The organism is Burkholderia sp. LK4 (genome assembly GCF_001043615.1).
Lineage (GTDB): Bacteria > Pseudomonadota > Gammaproteobacteria > Burkholderiales > Burkholderiaceae > Burkholderia > Burkholderia cepacia.
Genome location: NZ_LDUL01000095.1, coordinates 1 through 26,740, shown reverse-complemented (window position 1 = coordinate 26,740; position 26,740 = coordinate 1). Strand labels below are relative to the sequence as shown.

The 26,740-nt window shown below is 67.1% G+C and carries 27 protein-coding genes; 15 read left to right on the top strand and 12 right to left on the bottom strand.

Translation table 11 applies throughout. The features are described from left to right. The coding region (locus VK92_RS35445; RefSeq protein ID WP_048026567.1) for a DNA translocase FtsK at positions 1 to 1,227 on the top strand (1,227 nt) is incomplete at its 5' end. A 97-nt stretch (positions 1,228 to 1,324) separates the two neighbouring features. On the opposite strand, the gene VK92_RS35440 is transcribed toward VK92_RS35445, so the two are convergent. Beyond that, the gene (locus tag VK92_RS35440) at positions 1,325 to 2,569 is read right to left on the bottom strand and encodes a lactonase family protein (protein WP_122982935.1); all 1,245 of its coding nucleotides are present in this window, start codon (positions 2,567 to 2,569) and stop codon (positions 1,325 to 1,327) included. 166 nt (positions 2,570 to 2,735) lie between these two features. Between VK92_RS35440 and VK92_RS35435 the strand changes: the two genes are divergently transcribed. Both VK92_RS35435 and VK92_RS35430 read left to right on the top strand, forming a co-directional pair. Continuing rightward, positions 2,736 to 4,565 (top strand): glycoside hydrolase family 15 protein, encoded by a 1,830-nt coding sequence (locus VK92_RS35435; RefSeq protein WP_048026570.1) that lies wholly within the window; start codon positions 2,736 to 2,738, stop codon positions 4,563 to 4,565. A gap of 211 nt (positions 4,566 to 4,776) precedes the next feature. Next, a complete protein-coding gene (locus VK92_RS35430) occupies positions 4,777 to 6,255 on the top strand; it encodes a polyhydroxyalkanoate depolymerase (RefSeq protein ID WP_048026572.1) in 1,479 nt (492 codons plus the stop codon). Between the two features lie 88 nt (positions 6,256 to 6,343). On the opposite strand, the gene VK92_RS35425 is transcribed toward VK92_RS35430, so the two are convergent. Next, the gene (locus VK92_RS35425; protein WP_021161256.1) at positions 6,344 to 6,976 is read right to left on the bottom strand and encodes a TetR family transcriptional regulator; all 633 of its coding nucleotides are present in this window, start codon (positions 6,974 to 6,976) and stop codon (positions 6,344 to 6,346) included. Between the two features lie 156 nt (positions 6,977 to 7,132). On the opposite strand from VK92_RS35425, the gene rsxB reads away from it, so the two are divergent. Then, complete coding sequence (gene rsxB, locus VK92_RS35420) at positions 7,133 to 8,125, top strand: electron transport complex subunit RsxB (RefSeq protein ID WP_048026574.1); 993 nt, start codon at positions 7,133 to 7,135, stop codon at positions 8,123 to 8,125. Continuing rightward, positions 8,122 to 8,766, top strand: coding sequence for an endonuclease III (nth, locus tag VK92_RS35415; protein WP_042976184.1), 645 nt, complete (start codon positions 8,122 to 8,124; stop codon positions 8,764 to 8,766). The genes rsxB and nth overlap by 4 nt, the downstream gene beginning before the upstream one ends. Before the next feature lie 153 nt (positions 8,767 to 8,919). On the opposite strand, the gene VK92_RS35410 is transcribed toward nth, so the two are convergent. Continuing rightward, positions 8,920 to 9,849 (bottom strand): DMT family transporter, encoded by a 930-nt coding sequence (locus tag VK92_RS35410; RefSeq protein ID WP_048026576.1) that lies wholly within the window; start codon positions 9,847 to 9,849, stop codon positions 8,920 to 8,922. A 292-nt stretch (positions 9,850 to 10,141) separates the two neighbouring features. Between VK92_RS35410 and VK92_RS35405 the strand changes: the two genes are divergently transcribed. Then, a complete protein-coding gene (locus VK92_RS35405) occupies positions 10,142 to 10,576 on the top strand; it encodes a DUF1841 family protein (RefSeq protein ID WP_048026578.1) in 435 nt (144 codons plus the stop codon). Positions 10,577 to 10,675: 99 nt separating this feature from the next. Here the strand turns inward: VK92_RS35405 and VK92_RS35400 are convergent, their stop codons facing one another. Both VK92_RS35400 and VK92_RS35395 read right to left on the bottom strand, forming a co-directional pair. Then, the gene (locus VK92_RS35400) at positions 10,676 to 11,035 is read right to left on the bottom strand and encodes a c-type cytochrome (protein ID WP_021158558.1); all 360 of its coding nucleotides are present in this window, start codon (positions 11,033 to 11,035) and stop codon (positions 10,676 to 10,678) included. A gap of 39 nt (positions 11,036 to 11,074) precedes the next feature. Continuing rightward, positions 11,075 to 11,434: a c-type cytochrome gene (locus VK92_RS35395; protein WP_021158557.1), complete on the bottom strand. Its 360-nt coding sequence runs from the start codon at positions 11,432 to 11,434 to the stop codon at positions 11,075 to 11,077. 235 nt (positions 11,435 to 11,669) lie between these two features. Between VK92_RS35395 and VK92_RS35390 the strand changes: the two genes are divergently transcribed. The 5 genes from VK92_RS35390 (at position 11,670) to VK92_RS35370 (ending at position 16,788) form a co-directional block, all read left to right on the top strand. Continuing rightward, on the top strand, positions 11,670 to 12,512 hold the full coding sequence (locus tag VK92_RS35390; RefSeq protein WP_021158556.1) for an AAA family ATPase: 843 nt from the start codon (positions 11,670 to 11,672) through the stop codon (positions 12,510 to 12,512). Between the two features lie 26 nt (positions 12,513 to 12,538). Beyond that, positions 12,539 to 13,714, top strand: a complete 1,176-nt coding sequence (locus tag VK92_RS35385; protein WP_027786803.1) for a vWA domain-containing protein — start codon at positions 12,539 to 12,541, stop codon at positions 13,712 to 13,714. A gap of 55 nt (positions 13,715 to 13,769) precedes the next feature. Beyond that, positions 13,770 to 14,981, top strand: a complete 1,212-nt coding sequence (locus VK92_RS35380; RefSeq protein WP_048026580.1) for a benzoate/H(+) symporter BenE family transporter — start codon at positions 13,770 to 13,772, stop codon at positions 14,979 to 14,981. A 156-nt stretch (positions 14,982 to 15,137) separates the two neighbouring features. Continuing rightward, complete coding sequence (gene tal / locus VK92_RS35375; protein ID WP_027786801.1) at positions 15,138 to 16,091, top strand: transaldolase; 954 nt, start codon at positions 15,138 to 15,140, stop codon at positions 16,089 to 16,091. A 241-nt stretch (positions 16,092 to 16,332) separates the two neighbouring features. Continuing rightward, positions 16,333 to 16,788 carry a VOC family protein gene (locus tag VK92_RS35370; RefSeq protein ID WP_021158554.1) on the top strand — a complete coding sequence of 152 codons (456 nt, stop codon included), beginning with the start codon at positions 16,333 to 16,335 and terminating at the stop codon, positions 16,786 to 16,788. 60 nt (positions 16,789 to 16,848) lie between these two features. Here the strand turns inward: VK92_RS35370 and mctP are convergent, their stop codons facing one another. From mctP to VK92_RS35355, 3 genes are all read right to left on the bottom strand, one after another. Beyond that, positions 16,849 to 18,399: a monocarboxylate uptake permease MctP gene (mctP, locus tag VK92_RS35365; protein ID WP_048026582.1), complete on the bottom strand. Its 1,551-nt coding sequence runs from the start codon at positions 18,397 to 18,399 to the stop codon at positions 16,849 to 16,851. Continuing rightward, positions 18,396 to 18,638 (bottom strand): DUF3311 domain-containing protein, encoded by a 243-nt coding sequence (locus tag VK92_RS35360; RefSeq protein ID WP_048026584.1) that lies wholly within the window; start codon positions 18,636 to 18,638, stop codon positions 18,396 to 18,398. Before VK92_RS35360 ends, mctP begins: the two co-directional genes overlap by 4 nt. A gap of 198 nt (positions 18,639 to 18,836) precedes the next feature. Next, a complete protein-coding gene (locus VK92_RS35355; protein WP_048026586.1) occupies positions 18,837 to 19,760 on the bottom strand; it encodes a spermidine synthase in 924 nt (307 codons plus the stop codon). 143 nt (positions 19,761 to 19,903) lie between these two features. Here VK92_RS35355 and VK92_RS35350 point away from each other — a divergent pair, with 143 nt between their 5' ends. From VK92_RS35350 to VK92_RS35340, 3 genes are all read left to right on the top strand, one after another. Then, complete coding sequence (locus VK92_RS35350) at positions 19,904 to 20,158, top strand: hypothetical protein (protein ID WP_021158550.1); 255 nt, start codon at positions 19,904 to 19,906, stop codon at positions 20,156 to 20,158. Positions 20,159 to 20,481: 323 nt separating this feature from the next. Continuing rightward, positions 20,482 to 20,844, top strand: coding sequence for a type II toxin-antitoxin system RelE/ParE family toxin (locus VK92_RS35345; protein ID WP_048026588.1), 363 nt, complete (start codon positions 20,482 to 20,484; stop codon positions 20,842 to 20,844). Continuing rightward, positions 20,841 to 21,164: a helix-turn-helix domain-containing protein gene (locus VK92_RS35340; protein ID WP_048026590.1), complete on the top strand. Its 324-nt coding sequence runs from the start codon at positions 20,841 to 20,843 to the stop codon at positions 21,162 to 21,164. Before VK92_RS35345 ends, VK92_RS35340 begins: the two co-directional genes overlap by 4 nt. A 17-nt stretch (positions 21,165 to 21,181) precedes the next feature. Here the strand turns inward: VK92_RS35340 and VK92_RS35335 are convergent, their stop codons facing one another. The 4 genes from VK92_RS35335 to VK92_RS35320 all read right to left on the bottom strand — a co-directional run bounded on the left by VK92_RS35335 (position 21,182) and on the right by VK92_RS35320 (position 25,779). Continuing rightward, positions 21,182 to 21,658 carry a DNA-deoxyinosine glycosylase gene (locus VK92_RS35335; protein ID WP_048026592.1) on the bottom strand — a complete coding sequence of 159 codons (477 nt, stop codon included), beginning with the start codon at positions 21,656 to 21,658 and terminating at the stop codon, positions 21,182 to 21,184. Next, complete coding sequence (locus tag VK92_RS35330) at positions 21,658 to 22,257, bottom strand: chorismate--pyruvate lyase family protein (protein WP_048026598.1); 600 nt, start codon at positions 22,255 to 22,257, stop codon at positions 21,658 to 21,660. The genes VK92_RS35335 and VK92_RS35330 overlap by 1 nt, the downstream gene beginning before the upstream one ends. An 8-nt stretch (positions 22,258 to 22,265) precedes the next feature. Further along, positions 22,266 to 24,164 (bottom strand): molecular chaperone HtpG, encoded by a 1,899-nt coding sequence (gene htpG, locus VK92_RS35325; protein WP_048026594.1) that lies wholly within the window; start codon positions 24,162 to 24,164, stop codon positions 22,266 to 22,268. Positions 24,165 to 24,318: 154 nt separating this feature from the next. Then, positions 24,319 to 25,779 carry an aminotransferase-like domain-containing protein gene (locus VK92_RS35320; RefSeq protein WP_021158544.1) on the bottom strand — a complete coding sequence of 487 codons (1,461 nt, stop codon included), beginning with the start codon at positions 25,777 to 25,779 and terminating at the stop codon, positions 24,319 to 24,321. 230 nt (positions 25,780 to 26,009) lie between these two features. Between VK92_RS35320 and VK92_RS35315 the strand changes: the two genes are divergently transcribed. Further along, positions 26,010 to 26,702, top strand: coding sequence for a VOC family protein (locus tag VK92_RS35315; protein ID WP_048026596.1), 693 nt, complete (start codon positions 26,010 to 26,012; stop codon positions 26,700 to 26,702). Positions 26,703 to 26,740 lie beyond the last annotated feature (38 nt).

Below are 26,740 nucleotides of genomic sequence, written 5' to 3'. Positions count from 1 at the left end.
TCGATCCGCGTCGTCGAGACGATTCCCGGCAAGACCTGCATGGGCCTCGAACTGCCGAACGCGAAGCGCCAGATGATCCGTCTGTCGGAAATCCTCGAGTCGCGCCAGTACCAGCACTCGGCCTCGCAACTGACGATCGCGATGGGCAAGGACATCACCGGCCATCCGGTCGTCACCGATCTCGCGAAGGCGCCGCACATGCTCGTCGCGGGCACGACGGGCTCGGGCAAGTCGGTCGCGATCAACGCGATGATCCTGTCGCTGCTGTACAAGGCGACACCCGAGGACGTGCGGCTCATCATGATCGACCCGAAGATGCTGGAGCTGTCGGTCTACGAAGGCATCCCGCACCTGCTCGCGCCGGTCGTCACCGACATGAAGCTCGCGGCGAACGCGCTGAACTGGTGCGTCGGCGAGATGGAGAAGCGCTACCGGCTGATGTCGGCCGTCGGCGTGCGCAACCTCGCGGGCTTCAACCAGAAGATCCGCGATGCCGAAGCGAAGGAAAAGAAGATCGGCAACCCGTTCTCGCTGACGCCCGAGGACCCCGAGCCGCTGTCGACGCTGCCGCTGATCGTCGTCGTGATCGACGAGCTGGCCGACCTGATGATGGTGGCCGGCAAGAAGATCGAGGAACTGATCGCCCGCCTCGCGCAGAAGGCGCGCGCGGCCGGCATCCACCTGATCCTCGCGACGCAGCGCCCGTCCGTCGACGTGATCACGGGCCTGATCAAGGCGAACATCCCGACGCGCGTCGCGTTCCAGGTGTCGTCGAAGATCGACTCGCGCACGATTCTCGACCAGATGGGCGCCGAATCGCTGCTCGGGATGGGCGACATGCTGTTCCTGCCGCCGGGCACCGGTTATCCGCAGCGCGTGCACGGCGCATTCGTCGCCGACGAGGAAGTGCACCGGATCGTCGAGTACCTGAAACAGTTCGGCGAACCGCAGTACGAGGAAGGAATCCTCGACGGCCCGGCTGCCGACGGCGCGACGCAGGACCTGTTCGGCGATGCGCCGGACGCGGAAGCCGATCCGCTGTACGACGAAGCCGTCGCATTCGTCGTGCGCACGCGGCGCGCGTCGATCTCGTCGGTGCAGCGGCAGTTGCGTATCGGCTACAACCGCGCCGCACGCCTCGTCGAGCAGATGGAGGCGGCCGGGCTGGTGTCGCCGATGGGCATCAACGGCAGCCGCGAGGTGCTCGTGCCGGCCGCGGCCGATTGAGCGCGGCGGCCGGCCGCCGTCCACCGATACGGGCGCACCGGCAAACCGGCCGCCCCGTAAAGCAAAAGGGCGCTGCATCGGCAGCGCCCTTTGTCATTTACTGCACCGGCACCAGCTTGAAGTCGACCGGCTTGCCGACCGCCACCTTCTGCGGATTCGGGCCCAGTTGCCCCGTTCCCACATTGCGGCTGAACACGTAGAACGTATCGCTGTCCTGGTTGCCGACGATCAGCCACTTGCCGGTCGGGTCGATCAGGAACTCGCGCGGTGTCTTGCCGAGGCTCGACTGGCGGCCGACGGGTTTCAACCGGCCGTCGGCCTGGTTCACCGCGTAGATCACCAGGTCGTTCGCATCGCCGCGGTTGCTCACGTACAGGAAGCGGCCGTCAGGCGACAGGTGGATCGCGCCGCCGCCGACCTTGCCCTTGAAGCCCGGCGCGGTCATCGATACGGTCTCGACCGGCGTCAGCTTGCCGTCGTGGTAGCCGAACACTTCGACCGCCGCGTTGAGCTCGCTCGTCACGTACGCGTACCGGCCGTCGGCGCTGAACACCATGTGACGCGGGCCCGAACCCGCCTTGACCGGCGTGTAGCGCGTGTCGGTCGGGCTGATCAGCCCGCGGCTGCCGTCCACCGTGTACCGGTAGCCGTAGATCTTGTCCGCGCCGAGATCCTGCACGAACAGGTAATGGCCATCCGGCGAAAACACCGTCGAATGCACGTGCGCGCCGTCCTGGCGGCCCTTCACGGGCCCCGTGCCCTCGTGGTGCACCGTCAGCACGGCCTGGCCGACCGCGCCGTCGTCACGCAGCGGAAACACCGCGAAGCTGCCGCCCGGATCCTTCGCGACCGAGTAATTGGCCGTCACGAGGTACTTGCCGTCCGGCGACAGCGCGAGATAGCAAGGATCGTTCCCTTCCGACGACACGCGGTCGATGAAGCTCAGCGCGCCCGTCTTCGCGTCGAAGCGGAAGGCGCTGACGCCGCCGCGCTGCGACGCCGGGCCGTCATCGCCGGGCAGTTCGTTGACCGCGTAGACGGTACGACCGTCGCGGCTCGGCAACAGGTACGACGGATTCACCGTCTTCGCCGACGACACGGGCGCGACGCTGCCGGTTTTCGTATCGAAGCGGTAAACATAGATCCCGTCGCTGCCGCCGCCCGTGTAGGTGCCGACGAGCAGGTTGTACACGCCGTCGGCCGGGGCGGGCGATTGCTGCGCAAATGCGTGGGTCGCGGAAAGGGAGAGCACGATCGCGAAACCTTTCATCCAGTGAGCGAGCCTAAGCGGGAACCCTCGTGTCGAAGCGCGTGCGTCACGCTCGCGTAAACGGTTGGGCATTGAATCCTCCTTGCATCGAGTCGCTTCAAGTGTTGAGATAGGACGAAACGCCGGCCGTTCATGCGCTCCGCCGCCCGGCCGAGTATACGGGGCGCGGCGCCAGTGCGTGAAGCCTTGGCCGCCGCCGTCCGCATTGTGAACTCGAATATCCAAGGATCGCCTGCCCATGCCTGCCCTGATCGAAGACTACGCCCTCGTCGGCGACGGCCACACCGCCGCGCTGGTCGCCAAAGACGGCTCCGTCGACTGGCTGTGCTGGCCCCGCTTCGATTCGGGCGCCTGCTTCGCGGCGCTTCTCGGCACCCCCGAGCACGGCCGCTGGCTGCTCGCGCCGGCCGCCGACGCCGCGATCACGCACACGTCGCGCCGCTACCGCGGCGACACGCTGATTCTCGAAACCGACTACGAAAGCGCCGACGGTGCCGTCACCGTGGTCGACTTCATGCCGCCCGGCAACGGCTGGTCCGAGCTGGTGCGGATCGTCATCGGCCGCCACGGCAAGATGAAGATGCGCATGGAGCTCGTGCTGCGCTTCGACTACGGTTTCTCGATTCCATGGGTCACGCAGCTGACCCGCGAGGACGGCATGAAGGCGATCGCGGGCCCTGACACCGTCGTGCTGCGCACGCCGGTGCCGCTCACCGGCAAGAACCTCCATACGCTCGCGGAATTCACCGTGAACGCCGATGAACGTGTGCCGTTCTCGCTCAGCTATGCGGCGTCGCACATGCGGCTGCCGCCCGCCCGCGATCCGCTGTCGATGCTCGCGCGCACCGAGAACTACTGGCTCGAATGGTCGGGCCGCTGCCAGGTGCAGGGCCGCTACGCGGCCGCCGTGCGCCGTTCGCTGATCACGCTGAAGGCGCTGGCCTACGAGCCGACCGGCGGGATCGTCGCGGCGCCGACCACGTCGCTGCCCGAGAAGATCGGCGGCAACCGCAACTGGGACTATCGCTACTGCTGGCTGCGCGACGCGACGATCACGCTGCTCGCGCTGATGCGCGGCGGCTACTACGACGAGGCGCGCGCGTGGCGCACGTGGCTCGGCCGCGTGATGGCGGGCTCGCCCGAACAGATCCAGATCATGTACGGGATCGCCGGCGAACGCCGGCTGCCGGAAATGGAACTCGACTGGCTGCCCGGCTACCAGGACTCGAAGCCGGTGCGCGTGGGCAACGGCGCCGCGAACCAGCTCCAGCTCGACGTGTTCGGCGAGGTGATGGCCGCGCTGCACCTCGCGCGCGTGGGCGGCCTGCAGGCCGACGACACGGTGTGGTCGGTGCAGTGCGCGCTGCTCGACCATCTCGAGAAGATCTGGCAGGAACCCGACGAAGGCATCTGGGAAACGCGCGGCGGCCGCCGCCATTTCACGTTCTCGAAGGTGATGGCGTGGGTCGCGTTCGACCGCGCGATCAAGTCGGCGGAGATGTTCCGGCTGCCCGGCTCGCTCGACCGCTGGCGCGCGCTGCGCGAGCAGATCCATGCCGACGTGTGCAACAACGCATGGCACGAAAGCAAACGGGCGTTTGCCCAGAGCTACGGCAGCGACGAACTCGACGCGAGCGTGCTGCTGATGCCGCTGCTCGGCTTCCTGCCGCCGGAAGATCCGCGCATCGTCGGCACGGTCGAAGCGATCGAGCGGGAGTTGCTGCACGACGGGCTCGTGATGCGCTACCGCACGACCGAATACGACGACGGCCTGCCGCCCGGCGAAGGCACGTTTCTCGCGTGCAGTTTCTGGCTGGTCGACAACTATGCGCTGCTGGGCCGGATCGACGACGCGCACCGCCTGTTCAGCCGGCTGCTCGCGCTGTCGAACGACCTCGGGCTGCTCGCCGAGGAGTACGACCCGGTGGCCGGGCGGCTCGTCGGCAATTTCCCGCAGGCGTTCTCCCATGTGGCGCTCGTGCATACCGCGATGAACCTGATGCACCACGAGGACGCGATGGCGCGCGCGGCCGGCCAGCCGGCACCGGCCGTCGCCACGGGGCGCTGAACGGGGCGCGAGCGGCTTGTTCAGAGAACGTCAAATCGCAAAACTTTGATGAAAAATCGGGGAAATGTTGCATTGCACCACCCATCGTTGTCCGATATGATCGACGCGATTGTCCGGCTGCAGTGCAACATGGCCGGCCGCTGACCCACACGGCACGCCGCGACGCCCCACGCCGCCCTTGCGCACCGTCCCCCACGCGGGAGTAGTCTGCATGCTTTACCAACTGCACGAATTCCAGCGAGCCATGCTGAGCCCGCTGACGGCCTGGGCCCAGGCCGCGTCCAAATCGTTCGCCAATCCGTCCAGCCCGTTCTCGCTGATGCCGGGTGCGCCGCGGATGGCCGCCGCGTACGAGCTGATGTACCGGCTCGGCAAGGATTACGAGAAGCCCGAGTTCAACATTCACCAGATCGTCAAGGACGGCCACAACATCCCGATCGTCGAGCAGACGATCGTCGAGAAGCCGTTCTGCCGGCTGCTGCGCTTCAAGCGTTATTCGGACGACGCCGACGCCGTCACGCAGTTGAAGGACGAGCCGGTCGTGCTGGTCTGCGCGCCGCTGTCGGGCCACCACTCGACGCTGCTGCGCGACACCGTGCGCACGCTGCTGCAGGATCACAAGGTGTACATCACCGACTGGATCGACGCGCGGATGGTGCCGGTCGAGGTCGGCCCGTTCCACCTGCACGACTACATCGCGTATATCCAGGAATTCATCCGTCACATCGGCGCACGCAACCTGCACGTGATCTCGGTGTGCCAGCCGACGGTGCCGGTGCTCGCGGCGATCTCGCTGATGGCGAGCCGCGGCGAGGACACGCCGCTCACGATGACGATGATGGGCGGCCCGATCGATGCGCGCCGCAGCCCGACGTCGGTGAATTCACTCGCCACGCAGCACTCGACCGCGTGGTTCGAGAACAACGTGATCCACACGGTGCCCGCGAATTACCCGGGCGAAGGCCGCCAGGTGTATCCGGGCTTCCTGCAGCACACGGGTTTCGTCGCGATGAACCCGGAGCGGCACGCACAGTCGCACTGGGATTTCTACCAGAGCCTGCTGCGCGGCGACGAGGAAGACGCCGAAGCGCACCGCCAGTTCTATGACGAATACAACGCGGTGCTCGACATGGCCGCCGAGTATTACCTCGAGACGATCCGCGTCGTGTTCCAGGAATTCCGGCTGGCCGAGGGCACGTGGGATGTCGAAGGCGAGCGCGTGCGTCCGCAGGACATCAAGCGTACCGCGCTGATGACGATCGAAGGCGAACTCGACGACATCTCCGGCAGCGGCCAGACGCACGTCGCGCACGAGCTGTGCACGGGCATCCCGCAGGACCAGCGCCGCAGCCTGACCGCCGAGAAGTGCGGTCACTACGGGATTTTCTCGGGCCGCCGCTGGCGCACGATCATCTATCCGCAACTGCGCGACTTCATCCGTGAGCATGCGCCGGAGCCGAAGCACGGTGCGACGAAGGATGCCGCGGATGCGCCGGCGCCCAAGACGCTCTCCGCCGTGCCGGCCAGCAATGCGCCGCTCGAAACGACGCGCGCCACCGCGGCGAAGCGCACGCGCGCGAAGGCCCCCGCCAAGGCAGTCGCAGCGGCTCCGGCCAAGGCCGCACCGGCCGCGAAACGCGCCGCCAGCGGCCCGCGCGTCAAGGCCGTGCGCACGCGCAAGGCCGCCTGACGCACCGCGTTCCGACGAAAAAACGCCGCCGTTGCCTGCGCACGGCGGCGTTTTTGCATCCTTCGACCGCTTCAGCCCGGCCGGTGCGTCAGCGACGCAGCAGATACGCGAGCAGCAACTCGGTGTTCATGCGGACCATCTCGGCGCGTTCGTCGGTGTCGGTGAAATCGCGGCCGAGCGTCGCGGCGAGCGTGAAGCGGTTCGACACGATGTAGTAGCCGAGCCCCGACAGCGTCACGTAGAAGCGCAGCGGATCGACGTCGGTGCGGAACAGCCCGGCCTTCTGGCCGCGCGTCAGCACGTTGCCGAGCTTCGCGACGATCGGCGACATCATCTCGCGGATCCGCGTCGACTTGTGCAGGTAGCGCGCTTCATGCAGGTTCTCGTTGTTGATGAGCCTGAGCAGTTCAGGATGGTCGCGGTAGTAGTCCCAGACGAAATGCGCGAGCCGCGTGACGGCTTCCACCGGCGCGACGCCATCGAGGTCGAGCACGCGCTCGGCCTCGGTCAGCGCGGAGAACGCGTGTTCGAGCACGGCCGTGAACAGCTGTTCCTTGCTGCCGAAGTAGTAATAGAGCATGCGCTCGTTGGTTTCGGCCCGGCGCGCGATCTGGTCGACGCGCGCGCCGAACAGCCCTCCACTCGCGAACTCTTCGGCTGCCGCCATCAGGATGCGGCGGCGCGTACCTTCAGGATCTCTTTTGATTTTTGGCTGATTCATGGTGGCGTTTTGCTATGTGAGCCGCTTGATCCGGACCGGCACCCCCACCGCCTCGGCGCCGGCCGCCCTGGAACGGGCGCGCCGCGGGCGGCCGCCCTCCTGCTGAGCCCCTGCAAAAAAGCGGTTCGATTATGCGCACAGACGGCGTCCAGCGCAATGCGGGAAATCGGCGATAATCGAGCTTTGGCAAACCTTTCCGGCCGCGCCCGAAGCGGCCGAGAGCCATTCGGCGCCGCTGCGCCCGTTGTCACCGTGACCGACTCCAAAACACTCGCGGATCGCATCGAAGATCTGCTTCCCCAGACGCAATGCACGAAGTGCGGCTATAACGGCTGCCGGCCGTACGCCGAGGCGATCGCCGCCGGCGACGCGAACTACAACCAGTGCCCGCCCGGCGGCGCCGAAGGCATCGCGCGCCTCGCGGGCCTGCTCGGCAAGCCCGTGATTCCGCTGAACCCCGTGAACGGCAGCGAACATCCGCGCGCCGTCGCCTTCATCGACGAAAGCCTGTGCATCGGCTGCACGCTGTGCATGCAGGCGTGCCCGGTCGACGCGATCGTCGGGGCACCGAAGCAGATGCACACGATCGTAGAGTCGCTGTGCACGGGTTGCGACCTGTGCGTGCCGCCCTGCCCGGTCGACTGCATCGCGATGCTGCCGGTGACCGGTGAACGCACCGGCTGGGACGCGTGGTCGCAGGAACAGGCCGATGCCGCGCGCGAACGCCACGACCTGCGGCTCGCGCGCCAGCGCCGCGAACGCGAAGCCGCCGAAGCGCGTGCGGCCGCACGCCGCGCGGCCAGCGCCGCGAAGCCGGCCACGGCCTCCGCGGGAACGCCATCCGCCGCACCGGCCCCGGACGACGCGGAAGCGAAGAAGCGCGCTATCATCGCCGCCGCGCTCGAGCGTGCGCGCAAGAAGAAGGAAGAACTGTCCGGGCAAGGTGCCGGGCCGAAGAACACCGACGGTGTGAGCGCGGCCGTCCAGGCACAGATCGACGCCGCCGAGGCGCGCCGCAAGCGGCTCGCGGAACAGCAGGCCCAACGCGACGCCGAAGCGGCGGCCGCGAGCGGCAACGACGAAGAGAACGACGCAGGCAACGACGGCCCGGGCGGCCCGTCCGCACCGCCCGACCAGAACGCTCCATGAACGCCAGCAAACGACGCGCGATCTACGAAACGCTGCAGAGCCTCAATCCGCATCCGACCACCGAGCTCGAATACTCGACGCCGTTCGAGCTGCTGATCGCCGTGATGCTGTCCGCTCAGGCGACCGACGTATCGGTCAACAAGGCGATGCGGAAGATGTTTCCGGTCGCGAACACCCCGCGACAAATCGTCGCACTCGGCGAAGAAGGCGTCACCGAGTACATCAAGACGATCGGCCTGTACCGGACCAAGGCGAAGAACGTGGTCGCGACGTGCCGGATCCTGCTCGACCGCTACGACGGCGAGGTACCGGCCGATCGCGAAGCGCTGGAAGGCCTGCCGGGCGTCGGCCGCAAGACCGCGAACGTCGTGTTGAACACCGCGTTCGGCCAGCCGACGATCGCGGTGGACACGCACATCTTCCGCGTCGCGAACCGCACGGGGCTCGCGCCGGGCAAGGATGTGCGCGCCGTCGAGGCCGCGCTCGAGAAGTTCACGCCGAAGGAGTTCCTGCAGGACGCGCATCACTGGCTGATCCTGCACGGTCGCTACGTATGCAAGGCCCGCAAGCCCGAATGCTGGCATTGCGCGATCGAGCCGCTGTGCGAATTCAGGCCGAAGACCCCGCCGCCCAACGAGTGACGCGCAACCGCGGCCGGCCTGCCGCAAACCGCCGGACGCCATGTGGCCCGACGCCCGACGCTTGACGCACATCCCACCAGCCGCCCTCCGCCGGCCACTCGCGGCCGCGACAGCGCGTAGCCATCCGCGCCGCCGCCGCTTCCCCCTTCCCGACTAGGCGTTGGAGGTCGCGGTCGCGTCGTCGGCCGCCGCGCCGCCCGCGCGCACCAGCGCCAGCACGGCGGCCAGGATCGCGACGCCGCCCGCCCACTGCAGCGGCGACAGCGCCTCGCCGAACAGCAGCGCCGCCAGCGCGACCGTCACGACCGGTTCGAGCGTCGACAGCATCGACGTGCGCGCGGCCCCAAGCCGTTCGAGCCCGGCAAAGAACGCGATCATCGCCGCGACCGTCGACACGAGCGCGATCGCAAGCATCGACGCCCAGCCGCCGGCCGTCGCGGGCCAGCGCGGCGGCGCGCCGAACGCCGCGGTCCGCACGACGGCGATCGCCACGAGCATCGCGGTCGCCGACAGGCAGATGATCGCGGTGGTCGCGAGCGGATCGACGCCGCGCGTCGCCTTCGTGCCGCCGACGATGTACAGCGAATAGATCACCGCGGCAGCCAGCGCGAGCGCGATCCCGAGCGGCTCGCCATGCCCGCCGCCGACCATCAGCGCCGAACCCGCGACGCACAGCACCAGTGCGACGGCCTTCGCGCGCGTGAGGTGCTCGCCGAGCCACCACGCGGCCAGCAGCGTGACGAAGGCCGGATACAGGTACAGCAGCAGCGCGACAAGGCTCGCCTGCGCGTGTTGCAGCGCACTGAAGTAGCAGAACGACTGCCCGACGTAGCCGAGCGCGCCCATCGCCACGAGCGGCGCGAGCGCGCGCCCGCGCGGCCACGTGACGCGGCGATGCCGTGCGATCGCGGCGAGCACCGCACCGCCGATCGCGAAGCGCACGATCAGCAGCCCGAGCACGTCGACACCGGCCGCATACGCGTAGCGGCCGAAGATCGCCATCGCGCCGAACGCGGCGGCGGACAACGCGACGTAGAGCGTGCCCTGCAGGGCAGCGGACGATGGGCGGGCGGTGGCGGTCATGACGGAACGGATGAGAACGGTGCGGTGACGGGAAACGTTGGAGTGTAGCGGCGCGGCGGCCACGAGCCTAGCCCGCGCTTACCCCGCGCTTACCCCGCGCTTACCCCACGCTTACCCGTTACCCGGCACCGGCGGCGCACCTCACCGGCCCGTGCCGCGCATCCGCAGGGCCCGCGGGCCACCGCCGCTGCGGCCACGCGATTGCGCCAACCCGCCGCCAGCGCCGCCCGCCGACCCGGCGTACAATGCGCGACGCGGCATCCAGCCGTCCGAATCACGACGTTTCCCCACCATGTTCAATCCAAGCCGCGACGAAGTGCGTCGCTTTTTCACCGAGACCTGGCGCAAGCAGCGCGCCGGCGAGATCCTGACGCCGCTGGAAGCGATGGCAGCCGACTGGATCGTCGAGCATCCCGAATACCACGACGAACTCGCCGACGCCGATGGCGCCGCCGCGCGCGAGTACACGCCCGAGGAAGGCCGCACGAACCCGTTCCTGCACCTGTCGATGCATCTCGCGATCAGCGAGCAGCTGTCGATCGACCAGCCGCCCGGCATCCGCGCCGCGAACGACAAGCTCGCGGCGAAGCTCGACTCGACCCACGACGCGCAGCACGTGATCATGGAATGCCTCGGCGAGACGATCTGGGAAGCCCAGCGCACGAACACGCCACCCGATACCGACGCGTACCTGCAGCGCATCCTGCGCCGCGCATCGCGCGACTGAGCGCCGCCGCGGCGGCCTGCAGGCGCCGGCGCACGGACAAAAAAATACCCCGCCGGGGCGGGGTATCCTTGCTGCGCGGGCCCGCGGGGCCCGTCGCGCTTACTTCTTGAACACGAGATCGGTCTCTTTCAGCGACTCGATGTAGGCCGCGATGTCCTTCATGTCGCTGACCGACAGGCTCTGCACCTGTGCCTGCATGATCGCGTTGTTGCGGCCGATCAGCGGGTTCGTCAGCCCCATCTGGTACTGGCGCATCGCCCACACGAGGTAGTCGGCATGCTGGCCGGCGAGGCGCGGATATTCGGCGTTGATCGGCTTGTTCATCTGCGCGCCGTGGCAGGCCGCGCAGTTGTGCGATTCGACCAGTTCCTTGCCCTTCGTGATGTCCGCCGCGTGCGCGGTACCGATCGCGAGGCCGGCCGCCAGTGCAACCGCCGCCGTCTTGAATGCGTTGTTCATGAATGCTCCTGTCCCGCCGGAGAGATCGGCGGCGCGCGCTTACTTGTAGGGGTTGTCCTTCGAGTCGGCCTTCTGGGCGGCGTAGTACGCCGACAGATCCGCGATGTCCTGGTCCGTCAGCGAACCGGCGATCGCGTTCATCGACGGGAAGTGACGATCCTTCTTGCGGTAGGCCTTCAGCGCGTTCTCGAGATATTGCTGGTTCTGGCCGCCGAGGACAGGCACCCGGTAGACCTCCGGGTACGCCGCGCGGTAGTCCTGGATGCCGTGGCAACCGATGCACATGGCGACCTTGCTCGCCCCGTCCTTCGGGTTGCCGACCACACCGGCCGCCTGCGCGCTGCCCGCGAGCGCCACGAGCGCTGCGACAACGACGTGTTTGCCGACGAATTTGTTCATAGCTCTTGTAACCTAGCTTGAGGGGAAACTGGCGCCGAAGCGGCAACGGCCCGCGCCGTTTTGCTTGTCGGTCGCCACGCAGGCCAAAAAAAACGGCCAGATTGTACCGCGTCGGCGGGGAACGCGTCCACAAGGCGTCCCGCCACAGTCCCGCAACGATACGCGGGCGCGGCCCAACCGGACAGCCCTTCTGACTTATACTGGGTTTTTTTCCCCGATTGAGAAGAGCGCCGCCATGCGTTTCGAAGGGTCCTCGCACTACGTCGCCACCGACGATCTGAAGCTCGCGGTCAATGCCGCGCTGACGCTGCAACGCCCGCTGCTGATCAAGGGCGAGCCCGGCACCGGCAAGACCATGCTCGCCGAGGAAGTGGCCGCCGCGCTCGACATGCCGCTGCTGCAGTGGCACATCAAGTCGACCACCAAGGCGCAGCAGGGCCTGTACGAATACGACGCCGTGTCGCGGCTGCGCGATTCGCAGCTCGGCGACGAGCGCGTGAAGGACATCTCGAACTACATCGTCAAGGGCGTGCTGTGGCAGGCGTTCGATGCCGAGCACCCGAGCGTGCTGCTGATCGACGAGATCGACAAGGCCGACATCGAATTCCCGAACGACCTGCTGCGCGAGCTCGACCGGATGGAATTCCACGTGTACGAGACGCGCGAGACGGTTCGCGCGAAGCACCGCCCGCTCGTCATCATCACGTCGAACAACGAGAAGGAGCTGCCCGACGCGTTCCTGCGCCGCTGCTTCTTCCACTACATCCAGTTCCCCGACCCGTCGACGATGCAGAAGATCGTCGCGGTCCATTTCCCCGACATCCGCGAGGAGTTGCTGCGCGCGGCGCTCGAGAGTTTCTTCGAATTGCGCGGCGTGTCGGGCCTGAAGAAGAAGCCGTCGACGTCCGAGCTGCTCGACTGGCTGAAACTGCTGCTCGCCGAGAACATCCCGGCCGACGCGCTGCGCGGCGCGGACGCGAAGCAGATCGTGCCGCCGCTCGCGGGCGCGCTGCTGAAGAACGAGCAGGACCTGAGCCTGCTCGAGCGGCTCGTCTACATGAACCGGCACAACCGGTAATCCCCCTCACCCGCGAAGGCCCGGCCATGCTGCTCAATTTCTTCTACGCGCTGCGCGCAGCCAAGCTGCCCGTCTCGGTGAAGGAATACCTGACGCTGCTCGAAGCGCTGAAGGCCGGGCTGATCTCGCCGTCGATCGACGCGTTCTACTTCCTCGCGCGGATGACGCTCGTCAAGGACGAGCAGTACTTCGACAAGTTCGACCAGGCGTTCGGCGCGTATTTCCACGGCGTGTCCGCGCTGCCGTCGGATGCATTCGACATTCCGCTCGACTGGCTCGAAAAGCGCCTCGAGCGCGAGCTGTCGCCGGAGGAGAAGGCGCAGATCGAGGCCATGGGCGGGCTCGACAAGCTGATGGAGCGCCTGAAGGCGCTGCTCGACGAGCAGAAGGAGCGCCACGAAGGCGGCAACAAGTGGATCGGCACCGGCGGCACGTCGCCGTTCGGGCACGGCGGCTACAACCCGGAAGGCGTGCGCATCGGCGGCCCGTCGAACGGCAACCGCACCGCGGTGAAGGTGTGGGAGGCGCGCGCGTACCGCGACTACGACGATTCCGTCGAGATCGGCACGCGCAACATCAAGGTCGCGCTGCGGCGGCTGCGCCGCTTCGCGCGCGAAGGCGCCGCCGAGGAGCTCGACCTGCCCGGCACGATCCGCAGCACCGCCGCGAACGCGGGCTGGCTCGACCTGCGGATGGTGCCCGAGCGCCACAACAACGTGAAGGTGCTGATGCTGCTCGACGTCGGCGGCTCGATGGACGATCACATCAAGCGCACCGAGGAGCTGTTCTCGGCCGCGAAGGCCGAATTCAAGCACCTGGAGTTCTTCTACTTCCACAACTGCGTGTACGACCACCTGTGGAAGAACAACCGCCGCCGCCACTCGGAACGCACCGCGACGTGGGACGTGCTGCACAAGTTCACGCCCGACTACAAGCTGATCTTCGTCGGCGACGCGACGATGAGCCCGTACGAAGTGCTGCAGCCCGGCGGCTCGGTCGAATACAACAACCCGGAAGCCGGCGCCGTGTGGCTGCGCCGCCTCGCCGACCAGTTCCCCCATCATGCATGGCTGAACCCGGAGCCCGAGCGGCTATGGGAATACCGGCAATCGGTCGCGGTGATCCGCGACCTGCTCGGCCATCGCATGTATCCGCTCACGCTCGCGGGCCTCGAAACCGCGATGCGCGCACTCAGCAAGTAACGACACCCACCAAGACACGAAGGTCGCCTCCGGGCGGCCTCCCCCCGGAGAGAGCATGAACCCCTCGTCCACCGCGAGCGCCAGCCGCGCCGGCGGCCGCCGCTTTTTCGCCGATACATCCGTGTCCGCGCTCGTCGCCGGCTTCGTCGCGATGATGACCGGCTACACGAGCTCGCTCGTGCTGATGTTCCAGGCCGGCCGCGCCGCCCACCTCACCGATGCGCAGATCTCGTCGTGGATCTGGGCGCTGTCGATCGGCATGGCGCTGACGACGATCGGCCTGTCGCTGCGTTTTCGCGCGCCCGTCGTCGTCGCGTGGTCGACGCCCGGCGCCGCGCTGCTGATCGCGTCGCTGCCCGGCGTGCCCTACCCCGAGGCGATCGGCGCGTTCGTCGTGTGCGCGGTGCTGCTGACGGCCGTCGGCGTGAGCGGGCTGTTCGACACGCTGATGCGCAAGATTCCGGCCGGCATCGCCGCCGCCCTGCTCGCGGGCATCCTGTTCGAGATCGGCATCGAGATCTTCCGCGCCGCGCAGTTCCAGACCGCGCTCGTGCTCGCGATGTTCTTCACGTACCTGATCGTCAAGCGGCTCGCGCCGCGCTATGCGATCGTGACGACGCTGATCGTCGGCACGGCGGTGGCCGGCGGCCTCGGCCTGCTCGACTTCAGCGGCTTTCACATCGCGTTCGCGAAACCCGTGTTCACGATGCCGGCGTTCTCGATCGCGTCGATCGTCAGCATCGGCATTCCGCTGTTCGTCGTCGCGATGGCGTCGCAGAACGTGCCGGGCATCGCGGTGCTGCGCGCGGACGGTTATCGGACCCCGTCGTCGCCGCTGATCGCGACCACCGGCCTCGCATCGCTGCTGCTCGCGCCGTTCGGCTCGCACGGCGTGAACCTCGCGGCGATCACGGCCGCGATCTGCACGGGCCCGGAAGCGCACGAGGATCACGCGAAGCGTTACACGGCCGCCGTGTGGTGCGGCCTGTTCTACCTGGTTGCCGGGGTCTTCGGCGCGACGATCGCCGCGCTGTTCGCGGCGCTGCCGAAGGCGCTCGTCGTGTCGGTCGCCGCGCTCGCGTTGTTCGGCTCGATCATGAGCGGCCTCGCGAACGCGATGCAGGACGTGAAGCAGCGCGAAGCCGCGCTCGTCACGTTCATGGTCACCGCGTCGGGCCTCACGCTGCTGTCGATCGGCTCGGCCTTCTGGGGGCTCGTCGCGGGGATCGTCACGCAGGTGATCCTGAACGCGCGCCGCCCCACGTAATGCGGCACGGCGCTCGCCGGACCTGCCAAAACGTGCTCGACGCGAATCGGGCCTAGAATGATGGCTTGGAAGCGGCGCCCGGCGCCGCTTCGCTTCGCCGCCGCGCTCGCGCGGCCCGTGAGAACCCGGCGCCTTGCGCCCTTCTTCCGAATCGCCATGACTACCGCACTCGACCAGCTGAAGCAGTACACGACCGTCGTCGCCGACACGGGCGATTTCCAGCAGCTTGCGCAATACCAGCCGCAGGACGCGACCACGAACCCTTCGCTGATCCTGAAGGCCGTCCAGAAGGACGCGTACAAGCCGATCCTCGAGAAAACCGTCCGCGATCATCGCAACGAAAGCACCGACTTCATCATCGACCGCCTGCTGATCGCATTCGGCACCGAGATCCTGAAGCTGATCCCGGGCCGCGTGTCGACCGAGGTCGACGCGCGCCTGTCGTTCGACACCCAGCGCTCGATCGACAAGGGTCGCGAACTCATCAAGCTGTACGAAGCAGCCGGCATCGGCCGCGAGCGCATCCTGATCAAGCTCGCGTCGACGTGGGAAGGCATCCGCGCGGCCGAAGTGCTGCAGAAGGACGGGATCAAGTGCAACATGACCCTGCTTTTCTCGCTCGTGCAGGCCGCCGCCTGCGCGGAAGCCGGCGCGCAGCTGATCTCGCCGTTCGTCGGCCGCATCTACGACTGGTTCAAGAAGCAGGCCGGCGCGGAGTGGAATGAAGAGAAGGACGGTGGCGCGAACGATCCGGGCGTGCAGTCGGTGCGCCGCATCTACACGTACTACAAGACGTTCGGCTACAAGACCGAAGTGATGGGCGCGAGCTTCCGCACGACCAGCCAGATCACCGAACTCGCCGGCTGCGACCTGCTGACGATCAGTCCCGATTTGCTGCAGAAGCTGCAGGACAGCAACGAGACGGTCACGCGCAAGCTGTCGCCGGAAGCGCTGCACGACAAGCCCGCCGCTCGCGTCGCGATCGACGAGGCAGCGTTCCGCTTCCAGCTGAACGACGACGCGATGGCAACCGAAAAGCTCGCCGAAGGCATCCGTGTATTCGCCGCCGATGCGGTGAAGCTCGAGAAGCTGATCGACTCGCTGCGCTGAGCCGCGATACGCGACAGCGGGGGTCAGTAACACTGACAACAGCCGTCAGCAGGCACGACGCACACGGCCGCGAACGTCATGTTCGCGGCCGTTTTTATTTTTCATTCCATCGTCAGGCACGCGCACTACAATCCACGTCACGGGTGCGGCGGCCGCCTCCCGATGCCCCCTTTTCCCGGTCAGTCTTGTACGACGCCGAACCCGCGCAGATGCGCAGGCCGGCCCATCACAGGAGACAACGATGCAAGTTCAACCGTACCTGACGTTCTACGGTCGTGCCGACGAAGCCCTTCAGTTCTACGAAAAGGCGCTCGGTGCGAAGACGATGTTCAAGATGCACTTCAAGGACGCGCCGCCGAATCCCGACTACCCGATGGCGCCGGAGATGGCCGACAAGGTGATGCACGCGAGCTTCACGATCGGCGACTCGATGATCATGTGCTCGGACGGCGACTGCAGCCAGCCGGCAGGCGCCGCGCACGCCGGCTATTCGCTGTCGCTGAACCCGGAGACGGTCGAGGAAGGCCAGAAGCTGTTCAATGCGCTCGCCGACGGCGGCGAAGTGACGATGCCGTTCGGCAAGACGTTCTGGGCGCTCGGCTTCGGGATGGCCAAGGATCGCTTCGGCGTGCACTGGATGGTCAACGTCGAAGACCTGTCGCAGCGCGAGGAGCTCGCGAAACGCGCGCAGGGCTGATGAAAAAAACGCCCGCCACCGCAAGGGGGCGGGCGTTTTCGTTACCGCGCGTCGTCCGTCTCAACCTTCGACGACGTCGAGATAATCCTCCGGCCGCGTGCGATCCTCCGCATGCGCGATGCCCATCACGCGCACCAGCACGCTCACCGCCACCGCCACCACCAGGTTCACGATCAGCGACCACACGGCCGCGTAGCCGGGAATCGCGAGACCGAACAGGTGGATCGTGAAGATCGAACTCGCCAGCTTCAGCGAGACCGCCATCCACGTGCCGCAGATGATGCCGGCCGCCCAGCCGGCCAGCAGGCCGCGATGGTCGAGCACGCGCGTGTACAGGCCGAGCACGATCGCGGGCAGAGTCTGGATGATCCAGATCCCGCCGAGCAGCTGCAGCTGGATCGCGTAGGTCAGCGGCAGCCCGAGAATGAACGCCACCGCGCCGACCTTCACGATCAGCGACACGAGCTTCGCGACGTGCGTTTCCTGGTCGTGCGACATGTTGCGGTTCACGAACTCGCGGTGGATGTTGCGCGTATACAGGTTCGCGGCCGCGATCGACATGATGGCCGCCGGCACCAGCGCGCCGATGCCGATCGCCGCGAACGCGACGCCGACGAACCACGACGGGAAATACTCGAGGAACAGCGCGGGCACCGCGAAGTTCGGGCCGAACGCCTTGAAGTACGGCGCGTACTGCGGCATGTCCTTCACGCCCGACGCGAGCGCCATGTAGCCGAGCAGCGCGAGCAGGCCGAGCACGAACGAGTACGCGGGCAGCATCGCCATGTTGCGGCGGATCGAGTTGCCGGACGAGGACGACAGGATCGCCGTGACCGAGTGCGGATACAGGAACAACGCGAGCGCCGAGCCGATCGCGAGCGTCGCGTACGCGCTGTAGCCGTTCAGGCTCATCGCGTCGGGCGCCTTCAGCAGCAGCTTGGCCGGCGGCACGCTCGCGAAGATGTGTCCGAAGCCGCCGAGCTTGGCCGGGATCACGATGACCGCCGCGGCGATCGTGATGTAGATCAGGATGTCCTTGACGATCGCGATCATCGCGGGCGCACGCAGGCCCGACGTGTACGTGTACGCGGCGAGGATCGCGAACGCGATGATCAGCGGCAGGTCGCCGACGAAGCCGGTCGTGTCGAAGCCGAGCGCGCCGATCACCACCTCGATGCCGACGAGCTGCAGCGCGATGTACGGCATCGTCGCGACGATGCCCGTCACCGCGATCGCAAGCGCGAGCATTCGGCTGCCGTAGCGCGCGTTGACGAAGTCGGCGGCCGTCACGTAGCCGTGCCGCTTCGCGATGCTCCACAGCTTCGGGAACACGACGAACGCGAACGGATAGATCAGGATCGTATAGGGCAGTGCGAAGAAACCCATCGCGCCGGCGCCGAACACGAGCGCGGGCACCGCGACGAAGGTGTACGCGGTATAGAGGTCGCCGCCGAGCAGGAACCACGTGACGATCGTGCCGAAGCGGCGTCCGCCGAGGCCCCATTCGTCGAGATGGGCGAGATCGCCGCGCCGCCAGTTCGCGGCCAGGAAACCGATGATCGTGACGCCGATGAACAGCAGGACGAAGACGAAGGTTGCGCCGAGATTCATCGCTCACCTCCCTGCGGGCCGCTCGCCTTCCACGCGTTCTTGGTCTTGAAATACACGAACGCGGTGATCACCGCGCTGATGAAGACCCAAAGCAGCTGGTACCAGTAGAAAAACGGAAAACCGAACATCTGCGGTTCGATCTTGCTGTACGACGGTACCCAGACCATCGCGATCAGCGGCAGTACCAGCAGCCAGAGCCAGCGCTTGGCGGCCCGGTTGGCGTCGGCATCGTGAGCCATGACGTCTCCTCTTCTTTCCCGGTTATCGATCTTGTTGAGCGGGTACGGCGCCGAGAGGAGCGCAAAACGGGTAGGCTGCGGCTCCCCTGGCTTCGCGCCAGTATAGGAGCCGCGAGCACGCGGTCAAGCGGGGGCGAACCCGATGTGATCCGCCCCTTGTCGCGTGGTTGCACCGGCCTGCCGCCGGTGCCTGAAGCGTCAGATCGCGAACGAGGTATCGCGCGCGCCGGTCGTTTCTTTCAAAGCTTTCACCCACTTGCGTGCGGGCAGCTTCAGCGTGTCCTCGATCAGCTTCGCACGCGCGTCGAGCTGCGCGAACGACACGTCGAGCGCGGGGCCCGAGAACGCAATCGCGATCCGGTTGCCGTCATGCACTTCCGGCAGCGCGATCACGCGATGATCGAACGCCGCGTTCAGGTGCTTCATGTTGCGCACGAAGCTCGGATGGTCGCCGAACAGGTTGATCGTCGCGATGCCCGCGTCGGCAAGACAGCCGCGCACCGCACGGTAGAACGCGACGCTGTCGAGCACCGGGCCGCGCGCGGTCGCATCGTACAGGTCGATCTGGATCGCGCCCGTCGTGCCGCGGTTGGCCGGGTCGTTGACGAAGTCCCATGCGTCGGCTTCATGCACGGCGAGACGTGCATCGTCGGGCGGCAGCGCGAACATCGTGCGCGCGGCGACGATCACGGCCGGGTTCAGCTCGACGGCCTCGACCTTCGCTTGCGGGAGGAAGCGGTGCGAGAACTTGGTCAGCGCGCCGGTGCCGAGCCCGAGCTGGACGATCCGCCCGGGCGTTTCGAGGAACAGCAGCCACGCCATCATCTGCTGCGCGTATTCGAGCTCGATGTGCAGCGGCTTCGAGATCCGCATCGCGCCCTGTACCCACTCGGTGCCGAAGTGCAGGAAGCGCACGCCGCCCTCTTCCGAGAACGTGACGGGCGCGAAGCGCGGCTTGCGCGGCGCTTCGAGCACGGGCACGGGCACGTCGTCGTGTTCGTCGATGTCCGGGCGGCGCTTCACGCGCGGCGGCTGGAGTTTTTCGGAGCCGTTGTAGGCGGACGGCTTGCGATTCTTGAACGCGCGCGCCTCGGCGGACGCGCGCTTGATCAGTCGGGTCATGATTGAATCTCGCTGGGTGACGCTGGTTTTAGCGGACGAGAGGATAGCATTGGCGGGGGATGGCGGCCGCGAGGTACGCCCGGCTGCACCCGACTTCGAATCCCGTTGGCGATACACAGAATTCATCGCGCGAAGGAGGAAACATGACCTCAACCGACAGGAAGATCTGGTTTCCGGCGAAACGCTACGGATGGGGCTGGGGATTGCCGGTTGCGTGGCAGGGCTGGGTCGTGCTGGTGCTGTTCGCGCTCGGGATCATCGCGAGTGCGTGGCTCGCGCCGCCTCACCGATCGCCGTTCGCCTACGCCATTTGCATCGTGGCGTTGGTCGCGCTGCTGATTGCCGTGTGCTGGCTCAAGGGCGAGAAGCCCGGGTGGCGTTGGGGCAAGGACGATTGACGGTCAGGCTCGACACGCAGCCCGTGCGATCGTGGTTCGTCGGCAGGAAACACCCCTCCCCTCCGCCATCGATACACTGCGGCCACACTCTGTCGATCGGCTGAATTGTCCCGAATCTCCCTGCGACGCGAGAATGCGAAAGAACGGCAGTGTGCGGGAAGGACAGATGCTCGCATCCGCATCGACACGCATCCCGATGCCGAACCGGCTTCGCCCGTCGGCGTTCCCCCCAGCTTGTCCCGCGCCTGACGTCGCAACCGAACTGCCGCAGCAGGTTCCCGCGCGCACCTTGAAAATATACCCAAATAGGGATAAATTCATCGATGGATCCGTACATCAAACCGCTGTACTGGCTCGGTTCGGCGCTTAAGGACCTGAAAGCGATGCCCGATGCCGTACAGGACACGGTCGGATATGCGCTGTACCTGGCGCAGACGGGACGAAAGCACGATCACGCCAAGCCGTTGAGGGGCTTCGGATCGGCCGGCGTGCTCGAGATCGTGGAATCGGAAGACAACGGCACGTACCGCGCCGTCTACACCGTGAAGCTCGGGAACAGCGTGTACGTGCTGCACAGCTTCCAGAAAAAATCGTCGAGCGGCATCGCGACACCGAAGCCGGACGTCGATCTGATCCGTGAACGCCTGAAAGCAGCCGAAGCGCACGCAAAAGGAGAAAGTCGATGATCGAAATCGAGCAGGGCAGCGGTAACGTCTACGCCGATCTGGGTAGGCACGATGCCGACGAAATGCTTGTGAAGGCGCAACTCGCCGCCAAGATCGCCGAGATCATCAAGGCGCGCAAATGGACGCAGCAGCATGCCGCGCGATTGCTCGGCATGACGCAACCGAAACTGTCGAACATGCTGCGCGGACAGTTTCGCGGCGTGAGCGAAACGAAGATGATCGAGTGTCTGGCGAAGCTCGGGCGCGACGTGCAGATCGTCGTCGGACCCGACCGTCATTCGGAAATCGAGGGGCACATCGAAGTCGTATTCGCAGCCTGACGGCAGCGCCGCGCCCATCAAGAAATCATTCGACGCCAGAATTCCAGCTTCTGCTCGAACGACAACATCGCATTCGCCGGGCTCGACGAAGGCAGCACGAGCGTCTCGTACCCGGCCTGGCCGATCACGTCGGCGAACCGCCCTGCCGTCTTGCCGTTGAAGCACACGCGCTTCAGCAACGGCGCATGGTCCCGCAACGATTCGAAGTCGTTCGGCTTCGCATTCCGGATGGCCGAGTCGAGGCTACCCTGGCGATGGCACGCATCAAGGACGTCCCAGATGCCGATGCCATGCGAAAGCACGCACGCGAGCCGCGCATCGTACGGCAGTTCATGAAGCGTCGGCTCGCCGAGCACCGCCCCCAGCAACCGCCAGAACTGGTTGCGCGGATGCGCGTAATACTGCGCGGCGTCGAGCGACGCCTCGCCCGGAAAGCTGCCGAGGATCATCGTGTGCGTATGCGGCCCGACGACCGGCGCAAACCCCTGCAGCATCACGCGTCTCCACGCGGCCCGACGGACCGGGGTCCGTCGCCGTGCGCATCGAGATGACGCCACAGCGCCGGCAGCATGCATTCGGTGACCATCAACGGCTTGCCGTGACGCTGGAACACCGAACGCCGCGCGGCGAACGCATGCGGCGCGCGCGCGCCCGCGCCGAGCGCATGGCTCGCGAGCGCATACAGCGGATGACCGGCGATCACGCGCCGGCTGACGAGCGCAGAACGTTCGACCTGCGGATCGCTGTACAGCAACTCGGCCAGCGGCCGCGTGCGCAGCCGCCGCATTGCCTGCCACATGCCCTTGCTGGCCGCGAGCGGCGCGATGCTGTGCGCGGCAACAAAAGGCGTGCCGTCGACCGACAGGATCACCTCGCGCACCCACATCGGCGCGCGCGGCGAACTGGCGAGCGCGTCCGGCTCGTCGAACCACGGGCAGTCGACGGCCTCGCGCGTCACGCGCACGCTCACGCGGCCGAGCCGCGCGAGGTGCGCGGTCAGCGATCCGCCGCGCGTCAGCCAGTCGCGCTGGTCGAGCGTGCAGCCAGGCCGCGGCGTCTCGCGCCAGCCGGCCTGGCCGCCGTCGAAGCGCAAGCGCGTGTTCACGCGGCGCGCGACAGCAGCAGCGCGTTGGTCCGCTTCACGAAGCTCGCCGGATCGTCGAGCATGCCGCCTTCGGCCAGCAGCGCCTGATCGAACAACAGATGGGCCCAGTCGCCGAAATCGGCGCTGTCGGCCTTCAGTTGCTTGACGAGCGCGTGCTCCGGGTTGATCTCGAGGATCGGCTGCATCGCCGGCGCATTCTGGCCGGCCGCCTTCAGCATCCGCTGCAGGTAGCCGCTCATGTCGTTGTCGTCGGCGACGAGGCACGACGGCGAATCGGTCAGGCGGAACGTGACGCGCACTTCCTTCACCTTGTCGCCGAGCGCTTCCTTCATCTTCTCGACGACGGGCTTGATCGCCTCGCCCGCTTCTTCCTGCGCCTTCTTCTCTTCGTCGTTCAGCTCGCCGAGATCGAGGTCGCCGCGCGCCACGCTCGCGAGCGGCTTGCCGTCGAATTCATGCAGGAACGACAGCATCCATTCGTCGACGCGGTCGGTCAGCAGCAGCACCTCGACACCCTTCTTGCGGAACACTTCGAGGTGCGGGCTGTTCTTCGCGGCCTGCCACGTATCGGCCGTCACGTAGTAGATCTTGCTCTGCTCGGGCTTCATGCGCGACACGTAGTCGGCGAGCGACACGTCCTGCGCGTCGGTGTCGCCGTGCGTCGACGCGAAGCGCAGCAGCTTCGCGATGCGCTCGCGGTTCGCGTGATCCTCGCCGAGGCCTTCCTTCAGCACCTGGCCGAACGCGCCCCAGAACGTCTTGTACTTCTCCTTGCCGGCATCGTCTTCCGCGTTCGCGAGTTCCTCGAGCATCGACAGCGCGCGCTTGGTCACGCCTTCGCGGATCGCCTTCACGTCGCGGCTTTCCTGCAGGATTTCACGCGACACGTTCAGCGGCAGGTCGGCCGAATCGACGACGCCCTTCACGAAGCGCAGGTATTGCGGCAGCAGCTGCTCGGCGTCGTCCATGATGAACACGCGCTTCACGTACAGCTTCAGGCCGCCGCGGTAGTCGCGGTTCCACAGGTCGAACGGCGCGTGCGCCGGCACGAACAGCAGTTGCGTGTATTCGCTGCGGCCCTCGACGCGGTTGTGGGTCCACGTGAGCGGATCCTGGTGGTCGTGCGCGATGTGCTGGTAGAACTGCGTGTACTGCTCGTCGGTGACGTCGCTCTTCGAACGCGTCCACAGCGCGCTCGCCTGGTTGACGGTCTCGTCCTCGTCCTTCAGGACCATCTCGCCCTTTTCCTGATCCCACTCTTCCTTCTGCATCAGGATCGGCAGCGCGATGTGATCGGAATACTTCTGGATGATCGACTTCAGGCGGTGCGACGACAGCAGCTCGTCCTCGCCTTCGCGCAGGTGCAGCGTGATCGTCGTGCCGCGCTGCGCGCGCTCGATCGCATCGATCGTGAAGTCGCCCTCGCCCGCGCTTTCCCAGCGCACGGCTTCGTTCGCCGGCACGCCCGCGCGGCGCGTCTCGACGGTGATCTTGTCCGCGACGATGAAGCCCGAGTAGAAACCGACGCCGAACTGGCCGATCAGCGCCGCGTCCTTCTGCTGGTCGCCGGACAGCTTCGTGAAGAATTCCTTGGTGCCCGAACGCGCGATCGTGCCGAGGTTCGCGATCGCCTCGTCGCGGCTCATGCCGATGCCGTTGTCCTCGATCGTGATCGTGCGTGCGGCCTTGTCGAAGCCGATGCGGATGCGCAGGTTCGGATCGTTCTCGTACAGCGCGTTGTCCGCGAGCGCCTCGAAACGCAGCTTGTCGGCCGCGTCGGACGCGTTCGACACCAGTTCGCGCAGGAAGATTTCCTTGTTGCTGTAGAGCGAATGGATCATCAGGTGGAGAAGTTGCTTGACCTCTGCCTGAAAGCTCATCGTTTCATGTGCCATGGATGCTGTTTCCTCTTACTTGAACTTGAATGGTGTGGCGCAGCCCGGCGCGCGATGCCGGACGACCCTGGAGGGCCACCGCCTGGCGCAAGCGGTTTGCGCGCGTATCTGGGGATCGCACGCCCGATTTCAAGGGCCGGCGTGCGGCGCCCGGTTACGACGCGCGGCGTACGGCCGAATCGATATAGCGCGACAGCAGCCCCGGCAGCGCCGGATCGCCGCAGTTCGCGACGTTGAAGCGCATCCACGTCGACGGCGATTGCTGCGGCGAGAACAGGCTGCCCGGCGTCAGCAGAAAGCCGGCCTCGTGCGCGACCGCCGCGAGCGCGTCGGAGTCGACACCCGTATCGGCCCACAGGAACATCCCGGCCGCCGGCATCGTGAAGAGGCCGAGCCCGGTGCGCTCGAGCATCCGCGCGGTCTTGTCGCGCACGCCGTCGAGCCGCGCGCGCAGCCGCTCGACGTGGCGCCGGTAATGCCCTTCGGTCAGGATCTTGTAGAGCACGCGCTCGTTGAGCTCGGGCGTCGTCATCCCGACCAGCATCTTCTGGTCGGTGACCGCCTTCGCGATCTCCGGCGCGCACGCGACATAGCCGACCCGCAGGTTCGCCGCGAGCGTCTTCGAATAGCTGCCGAGGTAGATCACGCGCTTCAGCTGGTCGAGGCTCGCGAGGCGCGTGGCCGGATAGCTCGGCGGGCACAGGTCGCCGTACACGTCGTCCTCGACGACGAGGAAGTCGTACGCCTCCGCGAGCTTCAGGATCCGGAACGCCTGCGCGGCCGACAGCGACGTGCCGGTCGGGTTCTGCAGCACCGAGTTGATCACGAGCATCTTCGGCCGCCACATCTGCACCAGCGTCTCGAGCGCGTCGAGATCGGGGCCGTCCGGCGTGTAAGGCATCCCGACGAGTTGCGCGCCCTGCGCCGCGAAACGCCCGAACATCTGGAACCAGGCCGGATCGCCTACGATCACCGCGTCACCGGGCCGCATGTAGATCCGCGAAATCAGGTCGATCGCCTGCGTGATCCCCGACACGAGCACGATCTGCTCGGGTTTCGCGCCGATCTCGACTTCGGCGAGGCGCGTCTGCAGTTGCTGGCGCAGCGGCAGGAAGCCCTGCGCGGTGCCGAAGCCGAGCATCTGCGCGCCGGACTGGCGCCCGAGCGCGCGCAGCGCGCCGGTAATCAGTTCGCCGTCGAGCCAGCGGCCCGGCAGATAGCCGAGACCCGGCCCCTTTTCCGGGCTGACGGTGTGCAGCATGTTGCGCAGCAGCCAGACGACGTCGATCGTGTTGTGCACCGGCGCGGCCTCGGCCACGCGCGCGACGCTGTCGGCCGGCTGCGGGCCGGCGGCCGTGCGCTCGCGCACGTAGAAACCCGAGCCGCGCCGCGAGTCGAGATAACCCTGCGCGACGAGCCGCTCATAGGCCTCGACGACGGTGAAGCGCGATACGCTCTTGTCGAGCGCGAGCTTGCGGATCGACGGCATCCGCATGCCGGGCCGGAACACGCGTTCGTCGATACGCCGCCGCGCCCACTGGACCAGCTGGTCGACGAGCGTGAGCGTGGCCGTATCGTGCGGCACGGGAATCTGGGCGAGTGGAACGGTGGACATGGGCGGCAGCTCCAACTGTACCGAAGGGTATCGCGCCGATTGTACCGTTACTGTGCCGGTAGCGACGATTACAGTTGACCGAATCGGCGACCATGCGGCCGCCGTTCCGGCACCGCCGCACCCGGCATCGCGCCCACCGGCCCGCATCGCCGCCGGTACGCCGGCCGGGCCGGCCACCGCCCGGCGCCTCGCCTGCCCACCATGACACTTTCGCTTCCCGACCGACGTTCATGCCAGCCCGCTCCCTGACACTCGACCATCTCGTGATCGCCGCGCGCACGCTCGACGAAGGCGTACGCCATGTCGCCGACGCGCTCGGCATCGAACCGGCCGGCGGCGGCCGCCACCCGCTGATGCGAACCCACAATGCGCTGTTCGGCGCGTGGGGCGGCCTGTACCTCGAGGTGATCGCGATCGACCCCGACGCGCCGGCGCCGAACGACGGCGCCGAGCCGCCGCGCGCCCGGCTGTTCGCGCTCGACGAGCCGGCCATGCACGCGCGGCTCGCGCAAGGCCCGTTTCTCGCGCACTGGGTCGCGCGCGTCGACCGGCCGCGCCAGCTCGCGCTGTGGCAGAGCCAGTACCCGGCACGCATCGCGCCGGTCGTCGCGATGCGGCGCGGCGACCTGAGCTGGGGCCTCACCGTGCCCGACGACGGCGCGTTCCCCGCGTGGCAAGGCGCGGGCGACGGCCTCGTGCCGTCGCTGATCCAGTGGGACAGCACGCGCCACCCGTCCGAATCGCTGCCGGGCGACGGCGTCGCGCTGAAGGCGCTCAAGGGCGTCCACCCGCGCGCGGACGCGATCCGCGAGCAGCTCGACTGGCTCGGCGCCGCCCACCTGCTCGACCTCGAAGCCGCCGACGGCCCGCCCGCGCTCGTCGCCGAATTCGACACGCCGCAGGGCCCGCGCACGCTGCGCTGAGCCCCCCGCCGCCCCGCCCCTACCCAATACCGGCAACA